The 14,377-nt window shown below is 46.6% G+C and carries 15 protein-coding genes; all 15 read right to left on the bottom strand.

Going from position 1 to position 14,377, the window contains the following annotated elements; genetic code table 11:
* Positions 1–25: 25 nt before the first annotated feature.
* The 15 genes from cobD to KCX82_RS05585 all read right to left on the bottom strand — a co-directional run bounded on the left by cobD (position 26) and on the right by KCX82_RS05585 (position 14,358).
* Entirely contained in the window at positions 26–1,156 is a 1,131-nt protein-coding gene (gene cobD, locus KCX82_RS05655) for a threonine-phosphate decarboxylase CobD (protein ID WP_227017475.1), read from the bottom strand.
* Positions 1,141–2,139: an adenosylcobinamide-phosphate synthase CbiB gene (gene cbiB, locus KCX82_RS05650; RefSeq protein ID WP_227017474.1), complete on the bottom strand. Its 999-nt coding sequence runs from the start codon at positions 2,137–2,139 to the stop codon at positions 1,141–1,143. The genes cobD and cbiB overlap by 16 nt, the downstream gene beginning before the upstream one ends.
* Before the next feature lie 23 nt (positions 2,140–2,162).
* Entirely contained in the window at positions 2,163–3,734 is a 1,572-nt protein-coding gene (gene cobA, locus KCX82_RS05645; protein WP_227017473.1) for a uroporphyrinogen-III C-methyltransferase, read from the bottom strand.
* Positions 3,735–3,745: 11 nt separating this feature from the next.
* Positions 3,746–4,630 (bottom strand): hydroxymethylbilane synthase, encoded by an 885-nt coding sequence (gene hemC / locus KCX82_RS05640; protein ID WP_227017472.1) that lies wholly within the window; start codon positions 4,628–4,630, stop codon positions 3,746–3,748.
* Complete coding sequence (gene cobK / locus KCX82_RS05635) at positions 4,631–5,938, bottom strand: precorrin-6A reductase (protein WP_227017471.1); 1,308 nt, start codon at positions 5,936–5,938, stop codon at positions 4,631–4,633.
* 29 nt (positions 5,939–5,967) lie between these two features.
* The gene (gene cobJ, locus KCX82_RS05630; RefSeq protein WP_227017470.1) at positions 5,968–6,696 is read right to left on the bottom strand and encodes a precorrin-3B C(17)-methyltransferase; all 729 of its coding nucleotides are present in this window, start codon (positions 6,694–6,696) and stop codon (positions 5,968–5,970) included.
* A 37-nt stretch (positions 6,697–6,733) separates the two neighbouring features.
* Positions 6,734–8,020, bottom strand: a complete 1,287-nt coding sequence (gene hemA / locus KCX82_RS05625; RefSeq protein WP_227017469.1) for a glutamyl-tRNA reductase — start codon at positions 8,018–8,020, stop codon at positions 6,734–6,736.
* 20 nt (positions 8,021–8,040) lie between these two features.
* Positions 8,041–8,796 carry a precorrin-4 C(11)-methyltransferase gene (cobM, locus tag KCX82_RS05620; protein ID WP_227017468.1) on the bottom strand — a complete coding sequence of 252 codons (756 nt, stop codon included), beginning with the start codon at positions 8,794–8,796 and terminating at the stop codon, positions 8,041–8,043.
* A 57-nt stretch (positions 8,797–8,853) separates the two neighbouring features.
* Positions 8,854–9,564, bottom strand: a complete 711-nt coding sequence (gene cobI, locus KCX82_RS05615) for a precorrin-2 C(20)-methyltransferase (protein ID WP_227017467.1) — start codon at positions 9,562–9,564, stop codon at positions 8,854–8,856.
* A 66-nt stretch (positions 9,565–9,630) separates the two neighbouring features.
* Positions 9,631–10,824 carry a cobalt-precorrin-5B (C(1))-methyltransferase CbiD gene (cbiD, locus tag KCX82_RS05610; RefSeq protein WP_227017466.1) on the bottom strand — a complete coding sequence of 398 codons (1,194 nt, stop codon included), beginning with the start codon at positions 10,822–10,824 and terminating at the stop codon, positions 9,631–9,633.
* Between the two features lie 27 nt (positions 10,825–10,851).
* Positions 10,852–11,646 carry a sirohydrochlorin cobaltochelatase gene (locus KCX82_RS05605; RefSeq protein WP_227017465.1) on the bottom strand — a complete coding sequence of 265 codons (795 nt, stop codon included), beginning with the start codon at positions 11,644–11,646 and terminating at the stop codon, positions 10,852–10,854.
* Positions 11,647–11,664: 18 nt separating this feature from the next.
* Entirely contained in the window at positions 11,665–12,510 is an 846-nt protein-coding gene (locus KCX82_RS05600) for an energy-coupling factor ABC transporter ATP-binding protein (RefSeq protein ID WP_227017464.1), read from the bottom strand.
* Between the two features lie 8 nt (positions 12,511–12,518).
* On the bottom strand, positions 12,519–13,301 hold the full coding sequence (cbiQ, locus tag KCX82_RS05595) for a cobalt ECF transporter T component CbiQ (protein ID WP_227017463.1): 783 nt from the start codon (positions 13,299–13,301) through the stop codon (positions 12,519–12,521).
* Between the two features lie 12 nt (positions 13,302–13,313).
* Positions 13,314–13,607: an energy-coupling factor ABC transporter substrate-binding protein gene (locus tag KCX82_RS05590; protein WP_227017462.1), complete on the bottom strand. Its 294-nt coding sequence runs from the start codon at positions 13,605–13,607 to the stop codon at positions 13,314–13,316.
* Position 13,608: 1 nt separating this feature from the next.
* Positions 13,609–14,358 (bottom strand): energy-coupling factor ABC transporter permease, encoded by a 750-nt coding sequence (locus KCX82_RS05585; protein ID WP_227017461.1) that lies wholly within the window; start codon positions 14,356–14,358, stop codon positions 13,609–13,611.
* Positions 14,359–14,377: the final 19 nt, after the last annotated feature.

Genomic DNA, 14,377 nt, shown 5'->3' with positions numbered 1-14,377 from the left:
CAATAAATCCTCCCGCTGCTTCCCATCAGCATACTATCGCCCTAAGGGCCGAGATCAATGTAACATTTTCTCCATGCTGCTTAATACAGATTCTATAATAACCCGGACCCAGTCCGTGGTAATTTTCACAATTTCTTATCAGAATCCCCTTCTTAAAGAGCCTTTCATGGAGTGGTTCTGGCTCTAACTCTGGTGATTTCATAAAAATATAGTTGGCATTCGCCGAGATGACTGCAATACCAAGTTCCCGCAAAGCAGAAACCAGATATTCCCGTTCTTGTTGAATCAGTTCCCTGGCAGCAGTCAAATATTCCTGCTCTTCCAAGGCTCTGACCCCTGCAATCTGGGCAGGAGCAGATACGCTCCAGGGCTGTCCGGTATCCGCTATCCCTTTGATCAATGCAAGATTGCTTGTGATGCAGTGCCCCAGCCTTATCCCGGCCATAGCATAAATTTTAGTGAAAGCCTTTAAGATAATCAGATTGTCATACTCCTCCAGGTATTCCTTAACAGAATAGCGTGCGGGATCATCCAGAAATTCATTAAAGCATTCATCTACAAAGAGCTGAATTCCCAAAGCCTTGCAACGCTGCAAAACCGCAGAAAGAAATTCCTTTGGAATTAACTGTCCAGTAGGATTATTTGGATTGCAGAGGAACACGATGTCCAGATCTTCCTCCAAGATCTCCAGCAACCCGTCCTCAACCTGAAAGCCCGTTTTCTCCTGTAGTTCGTAATGCACTACCTGACAGGACACCATGTTTAGCGCTTCTTCGTATTCTGCAAAGGTTGGCGCCAGTACCACAGCCTTCCGGGGCTTTAATGCGTACACGCAACGGTATATCAGGTCTGCTGCCCCATTTCCGCATAAGATCCATTCTTCCGGGACTCCTTCCCTTTGGGACAATGCAGAAGTAAGCTTCCTGCAATAGGGATCCGGGTAGATTCCAAATTGATCAACGGAATTGCGTATTGCTTCTTTCACACCTTCAGGAAGCCCCAACGGATTGATATTGGCAGAGAAATCGATGAGTTCAACAGAATCTGTCATGCGATCCATCTGTTCCATTGCAGAATAGATATTTCCTCCATGGGCATACCTTCCGAAATCTTTAGCCTTCTCTTCATAAGATTGTTTATTTAATAAAGGATCCACACTGCCACCCCCATTCCAATGATACACAAAGCAAAAGTCAACCAAGCCGTTCCATAAAGCAGTCGATTTGCCCTTGGAATGTCAGCATAATCGATGGGTCTTGTCGGATCTCCGATTGTTTTCTTTGGATATAACGTTCCAAAATAGTAAGCATCACCAGCCAACTCCACCCCTAGTGCGCCCGCACAAACAGATTCAGTCTGGGCGCTGTTCGGACTCGCATGGTTGAAGCGGTCCCTTAGAAATATCCGCCATGCATTTTTGTAATCCATCTTCAAAAGGCCGGCGGCAAGAATCATCAGACAGGCTGCAATTCTCGCCGGTATGAAATTCACTGCATCGTCCAGCTTTGCAGCAAATCTTCCAAAATATAGATATTGATCGTTCTTGTATCCGATCATGGAATCCATGGTGTTGACCGCCTTATAAAGAAACCCCAGGGGAGCACCTCCCAAAGCCATAAAAAGAAGAGGCGCTACCGTTCCATCCGACGTATTTTCCGCGACGGTTTCTACGGCAGCTCTGGTAATCTGTTCCTGATCCAGGTGCTGTACATCCCTTCCCACAATCATGGATACCATGGAACGTGCCCCTGTCAAATCCTCCCGGATCAGTTCCCGGTACACCTTCATGCTCTCTGTTTTCAGGGACTTTACAGAAAGAATCTGGTAACACATGACCGCCTCAATACCGATTTTCAGAATGATATGTACCGTTCCTGCAAACCATAGAATCATGTAGGGAGCCATTGCAGAGACAACCATGATGCAAATGGCAAGCACGAAGCCTCCCAGCCATTCCCCCTTCTTCGTTCTCGGGAAAATACTACGAACCTTTTGTTCTCCAATTGAGATCAGATTGCCAATCAGGCGAATGGGGTGAGGCATCCAATGGGGATCACCAAAAATCAGGTCGAGGGCAAAGCCGATGGCCAAGGCTAACATATTCGACAAAACTACAGTTTTCAGTAATTCAGATATCATTGGCTTTTAAACGTTCCTTTCTATTATAGAACTCCCTTGCTTAAATGAAGTTTCAGCAAGCAGTCAACCATGCTCTCGATGGTGGCTTTCTCCGAAACATAACATTTCATCCCGTACTTTTTGGCTTCCAAAGCAGTCTGATCTCCGATGCATATCGCTTGAACAGTTGTATAATCCAAATCCCGGGACATTTGCACAAAGCCCCTTACGGTAGAAGCACTTGTAAAGGCCACATAATCCACAGAGTCATCATACCAGATGAATTCTCCTGTTGGTGCTTCCAGTGTGTCATAGACAGGAAGGTCTTCATAGCACAACCCAGCATCGTCCAATGGTTTTAGCACTTCTTCTGTTCCAATTCTTGCTCTCGGAATCAAAGCCACCTGCCTTGCGTTGGAATGTTCCTCCGCTTCCAGCATTCTTTGTGCAAGTGCTTCACCTAAAGCTCTCCCGTTATACTGCTCCGGCACCAGCTCCACGAGAATCCCTCTTTCTTCGATTGTCTTCCTAGTTGCCGATCCAATGGCAGCAAACTTTATTCCTGTCAATTTTCTGATATCAATTTTCATTTCCAATAGCTTCTGAAAAAATGCATTCACTCCGAATGGACTTGTAAAAGCCACCCAATGGAATGCTTCCAGCTTTTCCAATGCCAGTCTCAGCAGATCATCCTCCAGAATCACATCGGTTTCGATTGTAGGAATCTCAAGAACCTCCGCGCCATATTCCCGCAGCTTCGCGGTTAAAGCTGAGCTCCGTTCCTTCGGTCTTGTTACCATAATTTTCAGATTTCCCATTGCTCTGTCCTCTGCCCAATGAAAGGACTCTGCTAAGCTGCAGACCTGTCCGATTACGATAATGGAGGGCGTCTTAATTCTTGCTTTTTCTGCTTCCTTCGGGAGCTCTGTGATTGTAGAAACAAGCCGCCTTTGATGAGCTGTGGTGCCGCGCTCCAAAACAGCGGCAGGCATATCCGATTCCATTCCCGCCTCCAGCAATCCTTTGCAGATTGATGGCAGGGACGCTACTCCCATCAGAAAGATCAGTGTGCCTCTCAATTTTACCAGAGCTGCATAGTCGATTTCGGCACTGTCGTTTTTCTTGGTATGCCCTGTTATGATGTGTACCGAAGAGCAAAAATCACGGTGAGTCACCGGTATCCCATGATAGGCCGGGACGGATATTGCCGAGGTTACCCCCGGCACGATCTCAAAGGGGATGTTGTGGTCACAAAGCAGTTCGAGTTCCTCACCGCCGCGTCCGAAAAGAAAGGGATCTCCGCCTTTCAGACGCACCACACGGTTTCCGGCGAGAGCCTCCTCAGCAAGAATACGGTTGATCTCCTCCTGGGGTATAGGATGGTTCCCAGAAGTTTTCCCCACATGAATCAGCCGGGCATTTTTAGGAATCATAGCGAGAATGCCTTGCCCCACCAAATTGTCAAATACCACAACCTCAGCCTGCTCTAAAACAGCTTTTCCTTTTAAGGTAAACAATCCTGCATCAGAGGGGCCTGCTCCCACAAGCCATACCTTGCCCCTGGTCCTTTTCTCTGGAACCGCAGAATCTATGCTTTGTTTGTTTGCTTTTTTCATCACTGTCATCCTCATACCTCAGTCTTTAACTGCATGGCCAATGTTCTTCCCAATGCTTCCGCGTCATTTCGACAGCCTGAGATCTCTCCGGTTATCGTTCTTGCTGTTTCTTCATGATAATATAAGCCGGTTAATCGAAGCCGATCCCCCTCCAACTGAGCAAAAGCTGCAATCGGGGAGCTGCAGCCGCCGTCCAGTGCCGTGACAAAAACCCTCTCTGTCAATGCCTCAATTTCTGCCTTTTTATCATTGACACAGTCCAGATAGGCATAATCTTTCCCTGCCCTGCCCTGCACCGCCAAGATTCCCTGCCCAGCAGCAGGTATCATTTCAGCAGAGTCAAAGATTTTGCTGACTCTCTCTTCCAGATTCAGCCGTTTTAATCCGGCAAAGGCAAGTACCAAGGCGCCGTAATCACCGTTGTCCAATTTAGCCAGTCTTGTAAGAACATTGCCTCTGATCCCGGCAGTGGGGTTATCCCGGAACAATCGGTTCAATTGCAGAGTCCTTCTTGCACTGGAGCTTCCAATGGGTTTCCCCTTATGTAATTCCGAACTATTTTTGGGCAAAACCAGAACATCCCTGGGGTCCTCTCTTTTGGAAAATGCCAGCAGCGGTAAATCTTTAGGGATCTCCATGGGCATATCCTTTAAACTGTGCACGGCAAGATCAATTCTTCCATCCCGCAGAGCCTGGTCCAGTTCTTTGACGAAGAGTCCCTTGCCCCCGATTTTATCCAAACTGCGATCCAGAATCAGGTCGCCGGTGGTCTTCATAGTAATCAGCTCCAGTTCTAATTCAGGATGGGCCTGACGAATCATTTCCATAATCAGTTCCGATTGAATCACCGCTAATTTACTGTCTCTGCTCCCAATTCTTATTTTTCTGGTCTCCAACTATTCATCCTCCTCTAATCCGGTATCCAACCACCGGGCAATTGCCCTCGTTGCCTTTTTTGCTAAGGCATGATTTTTGCCTTCTGCAGTGACTCCTACAGTTACTCCTTTTTTACGAATGATGCCGGGAAAATAAAAATCGCTTTTTTCTTTCTCATTTGCAACATTGACTGGAATCCCATTTTCTCTGCATTGTTCATAGATTTCCTGATTTACTTCTCTGCTGTCGGTGGCTGCAAGCACATAATCGGTTCCAACGATATCACCTGGGTGAAAGGTTTTTAATTGAAGCTTGATTTTTGATTGGTCCGCAAGTGCTGCAACTTCATCCAGGGCAGACACAGCGATCACTCTGACCCGGCAGTTAAAGTGAAGCAAGGTTTGTATCCGCCTTTTTGCAATCCTTCCGGCTCCTACCACAACAATCTCTTTTCCTGAAATGTTGGTAAAGAGAGGGAACCACGATCCCAAATTCCTAGGTTCTTCTGATCGTAAGGCAATTCCATAGGTTTTTTCAAGAAACGCCATAAGTACTTCCAAAGAAATTCCTTCTTCCTCACCGATTCTGCCTATCACCAATAATTTCGCTCCTGTAAGCTGTGCTGCTGCCTGTTTCTCAAAAAAACCTCCAACTTCTCCGGAATCCTTAGTGACCAGATATTTTGCTTGAATCTGACGGATGAATGCCGTATTTAATTCAGTTGAGAAGGGCCCCTGCATACATATTAGCTGCTTTCCTGAAAACCCGAGTTCATAGCAGCCTTCCAACACCTCGGGCATGGGCAACACTCTGGGGAACAATCTCTGGCGGTATCCCTTCACTTCGGTATATTTTACCAGCTCCTTACTTCCGATCGTAAGCAGTACATTCCCTGAGGTATGATTCAAATACTCCGCCGCTGATTCATGATCCTTGAAAAACAGACAGGACTCATCAGATCCTTGCTTTTGACCTTCTGCTTTCTCACCAACCTCGGGCATGCTGCACATTCGGAGTAACCGAATGTATTCACATCCGGAACGGGTGCAGGCCGCACGAATATTTTCACTCACCAGCCTCGCATAGGGATGGGTCGTGTCAATGACCAAGTCAAATTGATGCTCCGCCATGAACAGAGTCATTTCCTCTTCCGTCATTCTCCCCGTACGCAGGGTGATATGCTCCAACCCTGAAGGGATTACAGCTCTCCCATATTCAGTAGCTACACAGGCATAAATATGAATCCCACTCTCTCGAATACTTCGAGACAGTGCCTCCAGAAGGGTTCTTCCTTCTGTTGTACCTGCAAAAATCAAAAGCTTTGGCATCTTTAAAACCTCATTCGCCTCTCATGAAATTAAGTAATCGTATAGCCTCGTGGTGTAACCAGCTTCCCGTCAATCTCCCGAGTCTTGGAGTTTCCCACATAGACTGTGGTGAACATATCTACCTGGGTATCCTTAAGCTCATCAAGGGTAAGAATCCTTCCCGTTTCTCCCGTTCTGCCAATATTTTTGACAAAGCCGCACATAGTTGACTCTTTCTGATAATTTAAAATGATCTCGCATGCGTTTTTCAAATAATCTTTTCTTTTAATGCTGGATGGATTATAGAAGCAAATCACAAAGTCTGCCATTGCCGCACAGGCGATGCGCTTTTCAATCAGCGACCAGGGTGTCAGTAAATCGCTTAAACTAATTACAACAAAGTCATGAATCAGCGGCGCTCCCAAAACTGCTGCACCGCTGCAGGCTGCTGTAATTCCAGGAATCACTACGATCTCTATCGGATCGTACTGCTGTGCAATTTCATAAACCAACCCAGCCATCCCATAGACGCCTGCATCTCCGCTGCATACCATGGCTGCAGTTTGCCCCTTTAATACTTCCTTCACTGCAATATGACACCGTTCAGCTTCCTTTTTCATTGGGGTTGTAATTAAGTTTTTATGCTGAAATCTTTCCCGTATCAGATCAACATATATTTCATATCCTGTGATCACATCACACTCCTCAAGGGCATCCACCGCCTGCTTCGTCATTTGATCCCACGCACCGGGTCCGAGACCGACCACATATAACTTCATATTTTCTGCCTCCGAAATCCTAGAGTTCTTCTCTTTCCTAAGACTTTAACGTATCCTTATTTGCAGCATTGTACACCGCATCCAGACATTCCTTCCATAAGGAATGTCTTAATGTATCCTTCAGGCCGAATAGCAGCTTCCCCACCGATTTTTCAACCGCCTTCTCAATTTCTGTCTGTATCAGCCTTCTCTCATCCTCAGGCAATTCCATGGTTTCCATGGGGTGATCCAGGCGTTTTGATACATCTTCTACAGACAATCTAACGATATCTTGAATCTCAGGAACTCTCTCTCTGAAAGCAAACCACTGCTTCAATTCAGTCAGATATTCCATTAGAATGTCCCTGGCTTCTTGTCTGCATCTGGCGTTGTTCTCCGGATTCTCCTCCTTTGTCAAGTGGTCGATGTCAAAAAGCCTAACCTTCTCCAGTGTGCTGATCTCCGGCTCTATATCTCTTGGTACAGCCAGATCAATCCAGATACTTGAATCGCTGTTTAAAAAGTCTTTTACTTCATTTTTCTTCAGGGTATAGTGCGGGCTTCGGGTTGCACTGATGACCACTTTTGAGGATGCCAGTTCCCAGACTCTGTTTTCGTAGGGGATCATGGTGCTCCCATCAGGTATGATGGATTCTGACGAATGCCGGCCATGCATGGTCTTACGCAGCGTCATTTTTACCGCTGCACCCTGGGCCAGTAACGCGTTTGCTACCATCTGACCTATCTGTCCGTTCCCGATAATCAAGCAGGAAACCCCTTCTAGTACGCCAAGTTGCTCCTTTAATAAGGACAACACCTGTAACGCTGTCGATCCATCCACTGCGGCAAGTCGTACCCGTGATTTCACCTTTTTAGCCGCTGCAATCGCAGTCTGGAATACTTTCTCCAGTACCAGATCGGTGCTGTGATGCTTTCTTGCGAGCAGCATCGCTTCTCTGACCTGAGAGATAATCTGGTCTTCTCCGAATATCTTGGAATCCAGACCACAGGAAAGCTCCAGCAGATGAGACACCGCTTCTTCTCCCTGACGCTCCGTAAAAAATTCCCGATATCCTTCTACTGGAATTCCTTTGATCCTGCAAAGCATTTCATAAGGAGACCAGTCTTCCTGCTCCGATATCCTATCGTCTCGTTTTCCGCTGATCCAAAGCTCCGTACGGTTGCAGGTAGAAAGAATGATACAGCCGGACAGGCCAAAGGTCTCAGAAAGCTGCCGCATTGCTTCAACAGCCCCTGCCTTTGTAAAGGAAAAAAGTTCCCTGTATTCGATTGATGCTTTATTGTGGTCAATGCCCACCATTCTGATTCGCAAATTTGTTTCCAACTTTCTATCACTTCATTTCCTTATTTGCTCGCTTGCCGAAACTCATGGGTGAAGGCTGGATCATAAAGCTTGGAGCGATCGTAGGTCTCTCCTAGAAAATCTCCAACCAAAATCAACGCCGTCTTCGTGATCTTATTTTCTTTTGCCATCAGCGGCAGTGTATCCACCGTACCTCTGAATATCTTTTCATCAGGCCAGCTTGCTTTATAAACAATGGCAGCCGGGGTATCCTTTTGATAACCACCCGCCAGCAATCGGTCCCTTAAAGGTTCCAGCAGCCCTGTACTCAGGAAAATTACCATAGTCGCCTGATGGGCCGCCAGCAATGAAATTTCTTCCTTCTCCGGCACAGGGGTCCGCCCTGCCATTCTGGTAATAATTACAGTCTGCGATACATCCGGCAAGGTGTATTCTGCCTTTAATGCCGCCGCCGCTCCAAAACAGGAGCTCACTCCCGGCACTACGTCATATTCGATTCCACAGGAATCCAGAAGATCCATTTGCTCCCTGATTGCCCCATAGATGCTGGGGTCTCCGGTATGCAATCTCACTGTCGTCTTTCCGGCAGTTTCCGCTGCCTTCATGACATCGATCACCTCTTCCAGGGTCATGGAAGCGCTATCGTATATCTTACATTCTTCCTTTGATATTTTAAGAAGCTCCGGGTTTACCAGGGAGCCTGCATAGATGATTACATCAGCCTCGGTCAAGAGCTTATGTCCTCTGACCGTAATCAAATCTGCCGCACCGGAGCCCGCACCTACAAAATGTACCATGGCTGCTCTCCTTTTCTATGGATGTATTGATAAGAATGCTCTTTTCCAAATCCTTCTCTATTGATCCTTCACCACCAGGATGGAAAAATAGCCAGCATTCTCGTCAATCTCTTCTAATTTATGAAAAATACGTTCTCCCTGCATTCCGCAGCGTTCCACCATCTTTACAGAGAGCGGCGTACTCCGGGTGCCTAGAATAGATTTGATATTACCAATGGATTTTCCTGACTTCATCAGAATTCGGGTTCCTTTTAAGTCCAATGCCTCTTCCAAACCCTCATAGGAGGCCGGTATGATATGCAATGCCTCTGATGCTTCTGTCAGTCCTTCATTTAATCGTGCCGCAGCCGCACAGAAAGAGGGAATCCCCGGTATGATTTCCGCTTCATATCCCTTGGCCAGAATGCGATTGTGAACATAGATATAAGTGGAATATATAGATGGGTCGCCTAAGGTTAAAAAGGCGAGGTCTTTCCCCTTCTCCAGCTCCGTGATGATTCTCAGAGAGGCTTTCTCATGGCTTTCCCCCAGCTGATTTTCATCCCTGGTCATGGGCATGAATAGTTCCAGCAGTTCCTTCCCCTCAATCTCGGGTACTGCTCCTTTTGCAATTTCATACGCCACATTGGTTTCCTTTCCGGATGCAGGGATTACAATCACCTGGCACTCCCGTATCAATCTGACTGCCTTTACTGTCAAAAGTTCCGGATCTCCGGGACCAACTCCCACGCCGTAAAGCTTCCCGCTCTTGTCTTTTCTTTGTTCCATGCTTCTTTCCCTCAACTTCAACTGGTCAGGGGCCCCCGAACAGTCTTTCATCAAATCCTGATTTGCTCATCGTCCCATTCCCAATATGCTGTTTCTTAATTGTACTGCATCCTCGGTTTCCCCGAGATATCCGTATTGATTGGAGAACAGGATCGCTCCAATTTCCAGATTGTGATGCACCCGCTCTTTCAAGTGAAAATCCAATTTTTTTAGAATGGACAACATCGTCTCCGTTCTGATTTCTGCCTCATCCAGTACAGCAATGGCTTCCTCTGTTGTGACGCAGGCAAGCAGTTTTTCTATTACGCTTTTTGACGCACCCGACAGCGCCGCGTGAACTCCCAGAATTTCCATTCGAGCATCCCCATACTTGGAATGGGTGTTCAGGATTCCAGCAGACGCCTTGATCAATTTTCCAATGTGCCCGACAAGCAAAACTCCTTTGAATCCGCATAGCTCAGCATAATCCAAGGCATCCCCGATAAAGTTGCTGCACTTTACCGAATCAAACTGCTCTGCCTTGAACTGTTTCCTCAGAAAGCTTTCCCCGTAATTTCCGGGCGTTACCACCAGAAATTCTGCACCGGCAGCCCTTCTGACGTTCATTTCCACCTTGATGGTATCGATTAACGCCTGTTCGCTCATCGGTTCTACAATACCGCTTGTTCCGAGAATTGAAATTCCTCCTACAACCCCGAGACGGGGATTATAAGTACGTTTCGCAAGCTCTGCACCCTCCGGAATGGTCAGTTCTACGAGCAGCTTCCCGTAAAAATCCAGTTCTTCACAAACCCTTCGTACTTGTTCCAAAATCATTTTCCTTGGTACCGGGTTTATGGCCGCCTCTCCGACGGAACATGCCAGTCCGGCCTTGGTTACTTTACCGATCCCTTCTCCTCCGGTGATTGTGATTTGGACATCTTCTCCACCCGGCAAAGGTTCTTCTTGAAGGGGCTTCCCCTTTGATTGAATTGTTACTTTGGCAAAAACAAGAATTCCATTTGTGATATCAGGATCATCGCCACTGTCTTTTTTCACGGCACAGCTTGCCCAGCCTTCTCCGGACTCCGGCTTTTCCATAGCCAGCGATAAATCAATCCCTTTCGGCGTTCTTAAAAAGATCCGTTCCTCGGGAGAAACGCGTACCCCAAGGGCCATTGCAGCTGCACGCTGAGCCGCAGCTGCAGCACAGCTGCCTGTAGTGAATCCCCAGCGTAATCCTGGCTTCTCTTTGTGCCCATTTTGCACCGATTGCTCCATTATCTCACTCCTTGACAGATACCGATTTCAATCCTGAATCTGCTTCATTGCCTCTGATAAATGATCCAGATATATTTCGCGAATGGACTTGAATTCCCCTAGCCCTTTTAAGATACAGCTCACCTCATAGCCTTCTTTTTTAAAGATTTCTTTCCAGGAATCTTCCTCTTCTCCTGCCATATCGTTTACAGCATGATCTCCTGCCACTACCATAAGGGGCAGCAGAGTAATCCTCTTGGGCTGATACTCTTTCACCTTTCTAACCATCGTGTGAACATCGGGATATGCTTCTACAGTACCAACAAACACATTGGAATACCCCATATCTTTAAAATGATAATCCAACGCAGCATAAACCGCATTGGCATGGTGTTCTGTGCCATGCCCCATTAAAACCAAAGCATCCTGGACATCCAGTCCCGGCAGCTGTTCCGTAACAGCATGGATTACCTTCCGATAGTCTTCGGTATGAGTAAGAAGCGGAGCTCCGATTGTTATTTTTTCAAACCTATCCCTGTACTGCTCAGCATCCGCTGCCATATCGTCATATTCCTCTCCGTTGATTACATGAGTAGGCTGTATGATAACCTGCTGAAATCCTTCTGAAGCAAGTCGTTCCATTGCTTCAGCAACAGTGTCGATCGCGATTCCGTCTCTTTTCTTCAACAGCTTCAGTATCATACCGCTGGTGAAAGCCCTCCTGATTTCATAATCGGGAAAGGCCGCTGCGATTTCTGTTTCTATGGCACCGATGGTCTTCTCTCTGGTAGCGGCATGACTCGTACCAAAGCTAACCACTAAAATTGCTCTTTTTCTATTCATTCAGATACCTGCTCTCTTTTATCGATTGTTTATGTATTGCTCCAGTTCTTGAACCGTGTGGGGTATTTTCAAATTTTCATTCAGGATCCCGGCCCGGCATAAGGTCTCAAATAATTTCAGCACTGCAGGCTTTTCCAGATTGGTTCGCATAAGTACTTCTTCTTCCTGAAAAACTGCGTCAGGTTTAGCCTCTCTGATGACAATACCGTCCTCCAGCAGTACCACCCGGTCTGCCCATTTCAGTGCCCTGTCTACGTCATGGGTAGACAGGATCACAGTAATTCCCTTCTCACTGAGTTTGTCAATGATACCGTCAATCATTCTTGCATGTTTGGGATCTAAAGCGGCGGCAGGCTCATCCAGTATGATCATTTCAGGATCCATTACCAGAATATCCGCAATGGATACTCGTTTCTTTTGTCCTCCGCTCAGAAAATGAGTGGGCTTATTCCGAAAGAGAAGAATATTCAATTCCTCCATTACTTCCTCAACCCTTTTTGCCGCCTCCTTTTCAGGGACACCCAAATTTAAGATTCCAAAGGAGATTTCCTGGACCACACTGGCTGAAAATAGCTGACTGTCCGGATCTTGAAACACAATTCCAACTTTTTTACGCAGATCCAGAAGCCCTTTTCTGGAATATTCCACAGGGCGTCCGTTAAAAAGCAGCTTTCCTCTGGTTGGTTTGTGAATCCCATTCAGCGTGAGGAACAGTGTAGATTTCCCGGAACCGTTGGCTCCCATAATCGCCAGCTTCTCACCGCGTCTGATCTGAAGATCGATTCCTTTCAGCGCCTCAGTTCCATCTTCGTAGGTATAGCATAGGTTCTCTAGTTCCATTATGATATCTGCATTTCCGTTCATGTTGATATTCACCACAATCCGATTCCTTTCAGCCTGCAAAGGATAGCGATGGCAAGCATTGCTGCAAGGAAACCTGCCGTCCCTATCAGCTCCCGTTTTTCAGCCGTATAAGATTCACGCAGTACCCGGATTTCTCCGTCGTAGCAGCGCGACTCCATAGCATCGAAAAGCTGGGAGGACCTTTTCAAAGATCGTACCAGCAGCACTGCAAGCATCTGTCCCATAGACCGAAGTTCCGTCATAAAATCCTTGTTGCCCAAGCGGCAGTGCTGCGACGTTGTGATTGCACTGGCCATATCCAGAATAACGAAGATATACCGATAAATCAGCATCATCAATTCCACCATGAGTATCGGACAGTGAAGTCTTCTCAGAACCTCCAGAATATCCAGCATTGCTGTACTCAGGGTCAGAAAATACAGGCAGGAGACCGACGCCAAAGCTACCATCACGAGCAGGATTCCCTCAGTCAGGGAATGATAACTGATCGCCAGATAGCCGGAGCCGACGGGTACTGAGAGCAAATCCATAGGCTTGTCTGAAAGGTTTATTACAATTGCAATGGTACTTAACACCATAAATCCAAAAGGAATGCTCATTAATTTCAAATATTTCAGAAGGGAGATCCTGCTGGACAACACAGTAAGACCTCCCATTACGATAATCGTAATCAGCGAAACCATAAACGAACGCGCACCCACACAGATAAGCAGCGTACCCACAGCTAGAGAAGCCTTTAAGGCCGGACTTTTATCGCGCAGCCTGGACGAATATGCGAGTTTGTCTATCATCATCATATTGAGTTATGCACCTTTCTGAAATTTTTTTCTCGCCACAAGATAACCAAAACCAAAGCCGAAAATTCCGGCACCAATCCCCGCCTGTAAACAAAACAGCAAAGATTCCGTCTCACCTCCCGGAGGTTCCACCAGAGATTCCGCCCATGGAATATAGGTGGGATTGATTTTGGTAATCGCTTCCTCTGCGGCACCGTCAGCTCCTCCAAATTCGGAATCCTGGATTGTTAACAGCGGAACAACCGCTATAAGAACAATCAGCAGTAATAAAACGAGAACTACTTTTGTATTCTTTGTCATATTAGATCCCTCCTTCAAAATATCTGAGTTCCGTCAGTTCGGGTTTCGCGTATGCCTCTAATCCTTTGATGACAATGACTGCCAACAATCCCTCGATGATGGCCAGTGGAATCTGGGTCATAGCGAATATGCCTAAAAATTCCACAAAGGAGGCGCGGAAACCTCCTACCTCTGCCGGATGTGCCAAAGCAAGCTGAAAAGCCGTAACACAATAGGTAAACAAATCACTCAAGCTAGCTGCCAGAAAAATACCTACGGACTTGGGTACCTTTAATCTATTGCAAAGTATGTAGATTCCGTAAGCCAAAAAAGGTCCGGCAATCGCCATGGAGAAAGTATTGGCCCCAAGAGTGGTAAGCCCTCCATGGGCAAGCAATATGGCCTGGAAGAGCAAAACAATAATCCCGATAACACACATAGCTGCAGGCCCAAATAAAATGGCTCCGAGTCCCGTGCCTGTCGGATGGGAACTGCTGCCGGTAACAGATGGAATTTTTAGCGCCGACAGTACAAAGGCATATGCACCCATCATAACCAAAATCAGCAGGGTTCTGCGATTTTGCTCTACGATCTTTTTAATTGATAAAAATCCTAAAATTAAAAAAGGAATACAAACCACACCCCAAACAATACAATGGTTTAACGGCAGGTATCCTTCCATAATGTGCATCGCGCTTACGTTTTCAGCAAAACCAAAAACAATGGCAAAGGCAACCGATAGCGTAAAAATACGTCTATGAACTTTTGACATCAGATAAACCTCCAAAAAA

Source organism: Sinanaerobacter chloroacetimidivorans, assembly GCF_018128545.1.
Classification (GTDB): Bacteria; Bacillota; Clostridia; order Peptostreptococcales; family Anaerovoracaceae; genus Sinanaerobacter; species Sinanaerobacter chloroacetimidivorans.
Note: the sequence above shows the minus strand (reverse complement) of the source record. Positions and strands in the feature narration are given on the sequence as shown.

What these genes read in the sequence shown, in the direction of transcription:
- cbiB (WP_227017474.1), bottom strand. Translation starts at nt 2,139, where the DNA reads ATGATATCTGAATTACTGAAAACTGTAGTTTTGTCGAATATGTTAGCC.
- cobA (WP_227017473.1), bottom strand. Translation starts at nt 3,734, where the DNA reads ATGAAAAAAGCAAACAAACAAAGCATAGATTCTGCGGTTCCAGAGAAA.
- cobK (WP_227017471.1), bottom strand. Translation starts at nt 5,938, where the DNA reads ATGCCAAAGCTTTTGATTTTTGCAGGTACAACAGAAGGAAGAACCCTT.
- cobJ (WP_227017470.1), bottom strand. Translation starts at nt 6,696, where the DNA reads ATGAAGTTATATGTGGTCGGTCTCGGACCCGGTGCGTGGGATCAAATG.
- cobM (WP_227017468.1), bottom strand. Translation starts at nt 8,796, where the DNA reads ATGGTACATTTTGTAGGTGCGGGCTCCGGTGCGGCAGATTTGATTACG.
- cobI (WP_227017467.1), bottom strand. Translation starts at nt 9,564, where the DNA reads ATGGAACAAAGAAAAGACAAGAGCGGGAAGCTTTACGGCGTGGGAGTT.
- cbiD (WP_227017466.1), bottom strand. Translation starts at nt 10,824, where the DNA reads ATGGAGCAATCGGTGCAAAATGGGCACAAAGAGAAGCCAGGATTACGC.
- KCX82_RS05605 (WP_227017465.1), bottom strand. Translation starts at nt 11,646, where the DNA reads ATGAATAGAAAAAGAGCAATTTTAGTGGTTAGCTTTGGTACGAGTCAT.
- KCX82_RS05600 (WP_227017464.1), bottom strand. Translation starts at nt 12,510, where the DNA reads ATGAACGGAAATGCAGATATCATAATGGAACTAGAGAACCTATGCTAT.
- cbiQ (WP_227017463.1), bottom strand. Translation starts at nt 13,301, where the DNA reads ATGATAGACAAACTCGCATATTCGTCCAGGCTGCGCGATAAAAGTCCG.
- KCX82_RS05590 (WP_227017462.1), bottom strand. Translation starts at nt 13,607, where the DNA reads ATGACAAAGAATACAAAAGTAGTTCTCGTTTTATTACTGCTGATTGTT.
- KCX82_RS05585 (WP_227017461.1), bottom strand. Translation starts at nt 14,358, where the DNA reads ATGTCAAAAGTTCATAGACGTATTTTTACGCTATCGGTTGCCTTTGCC.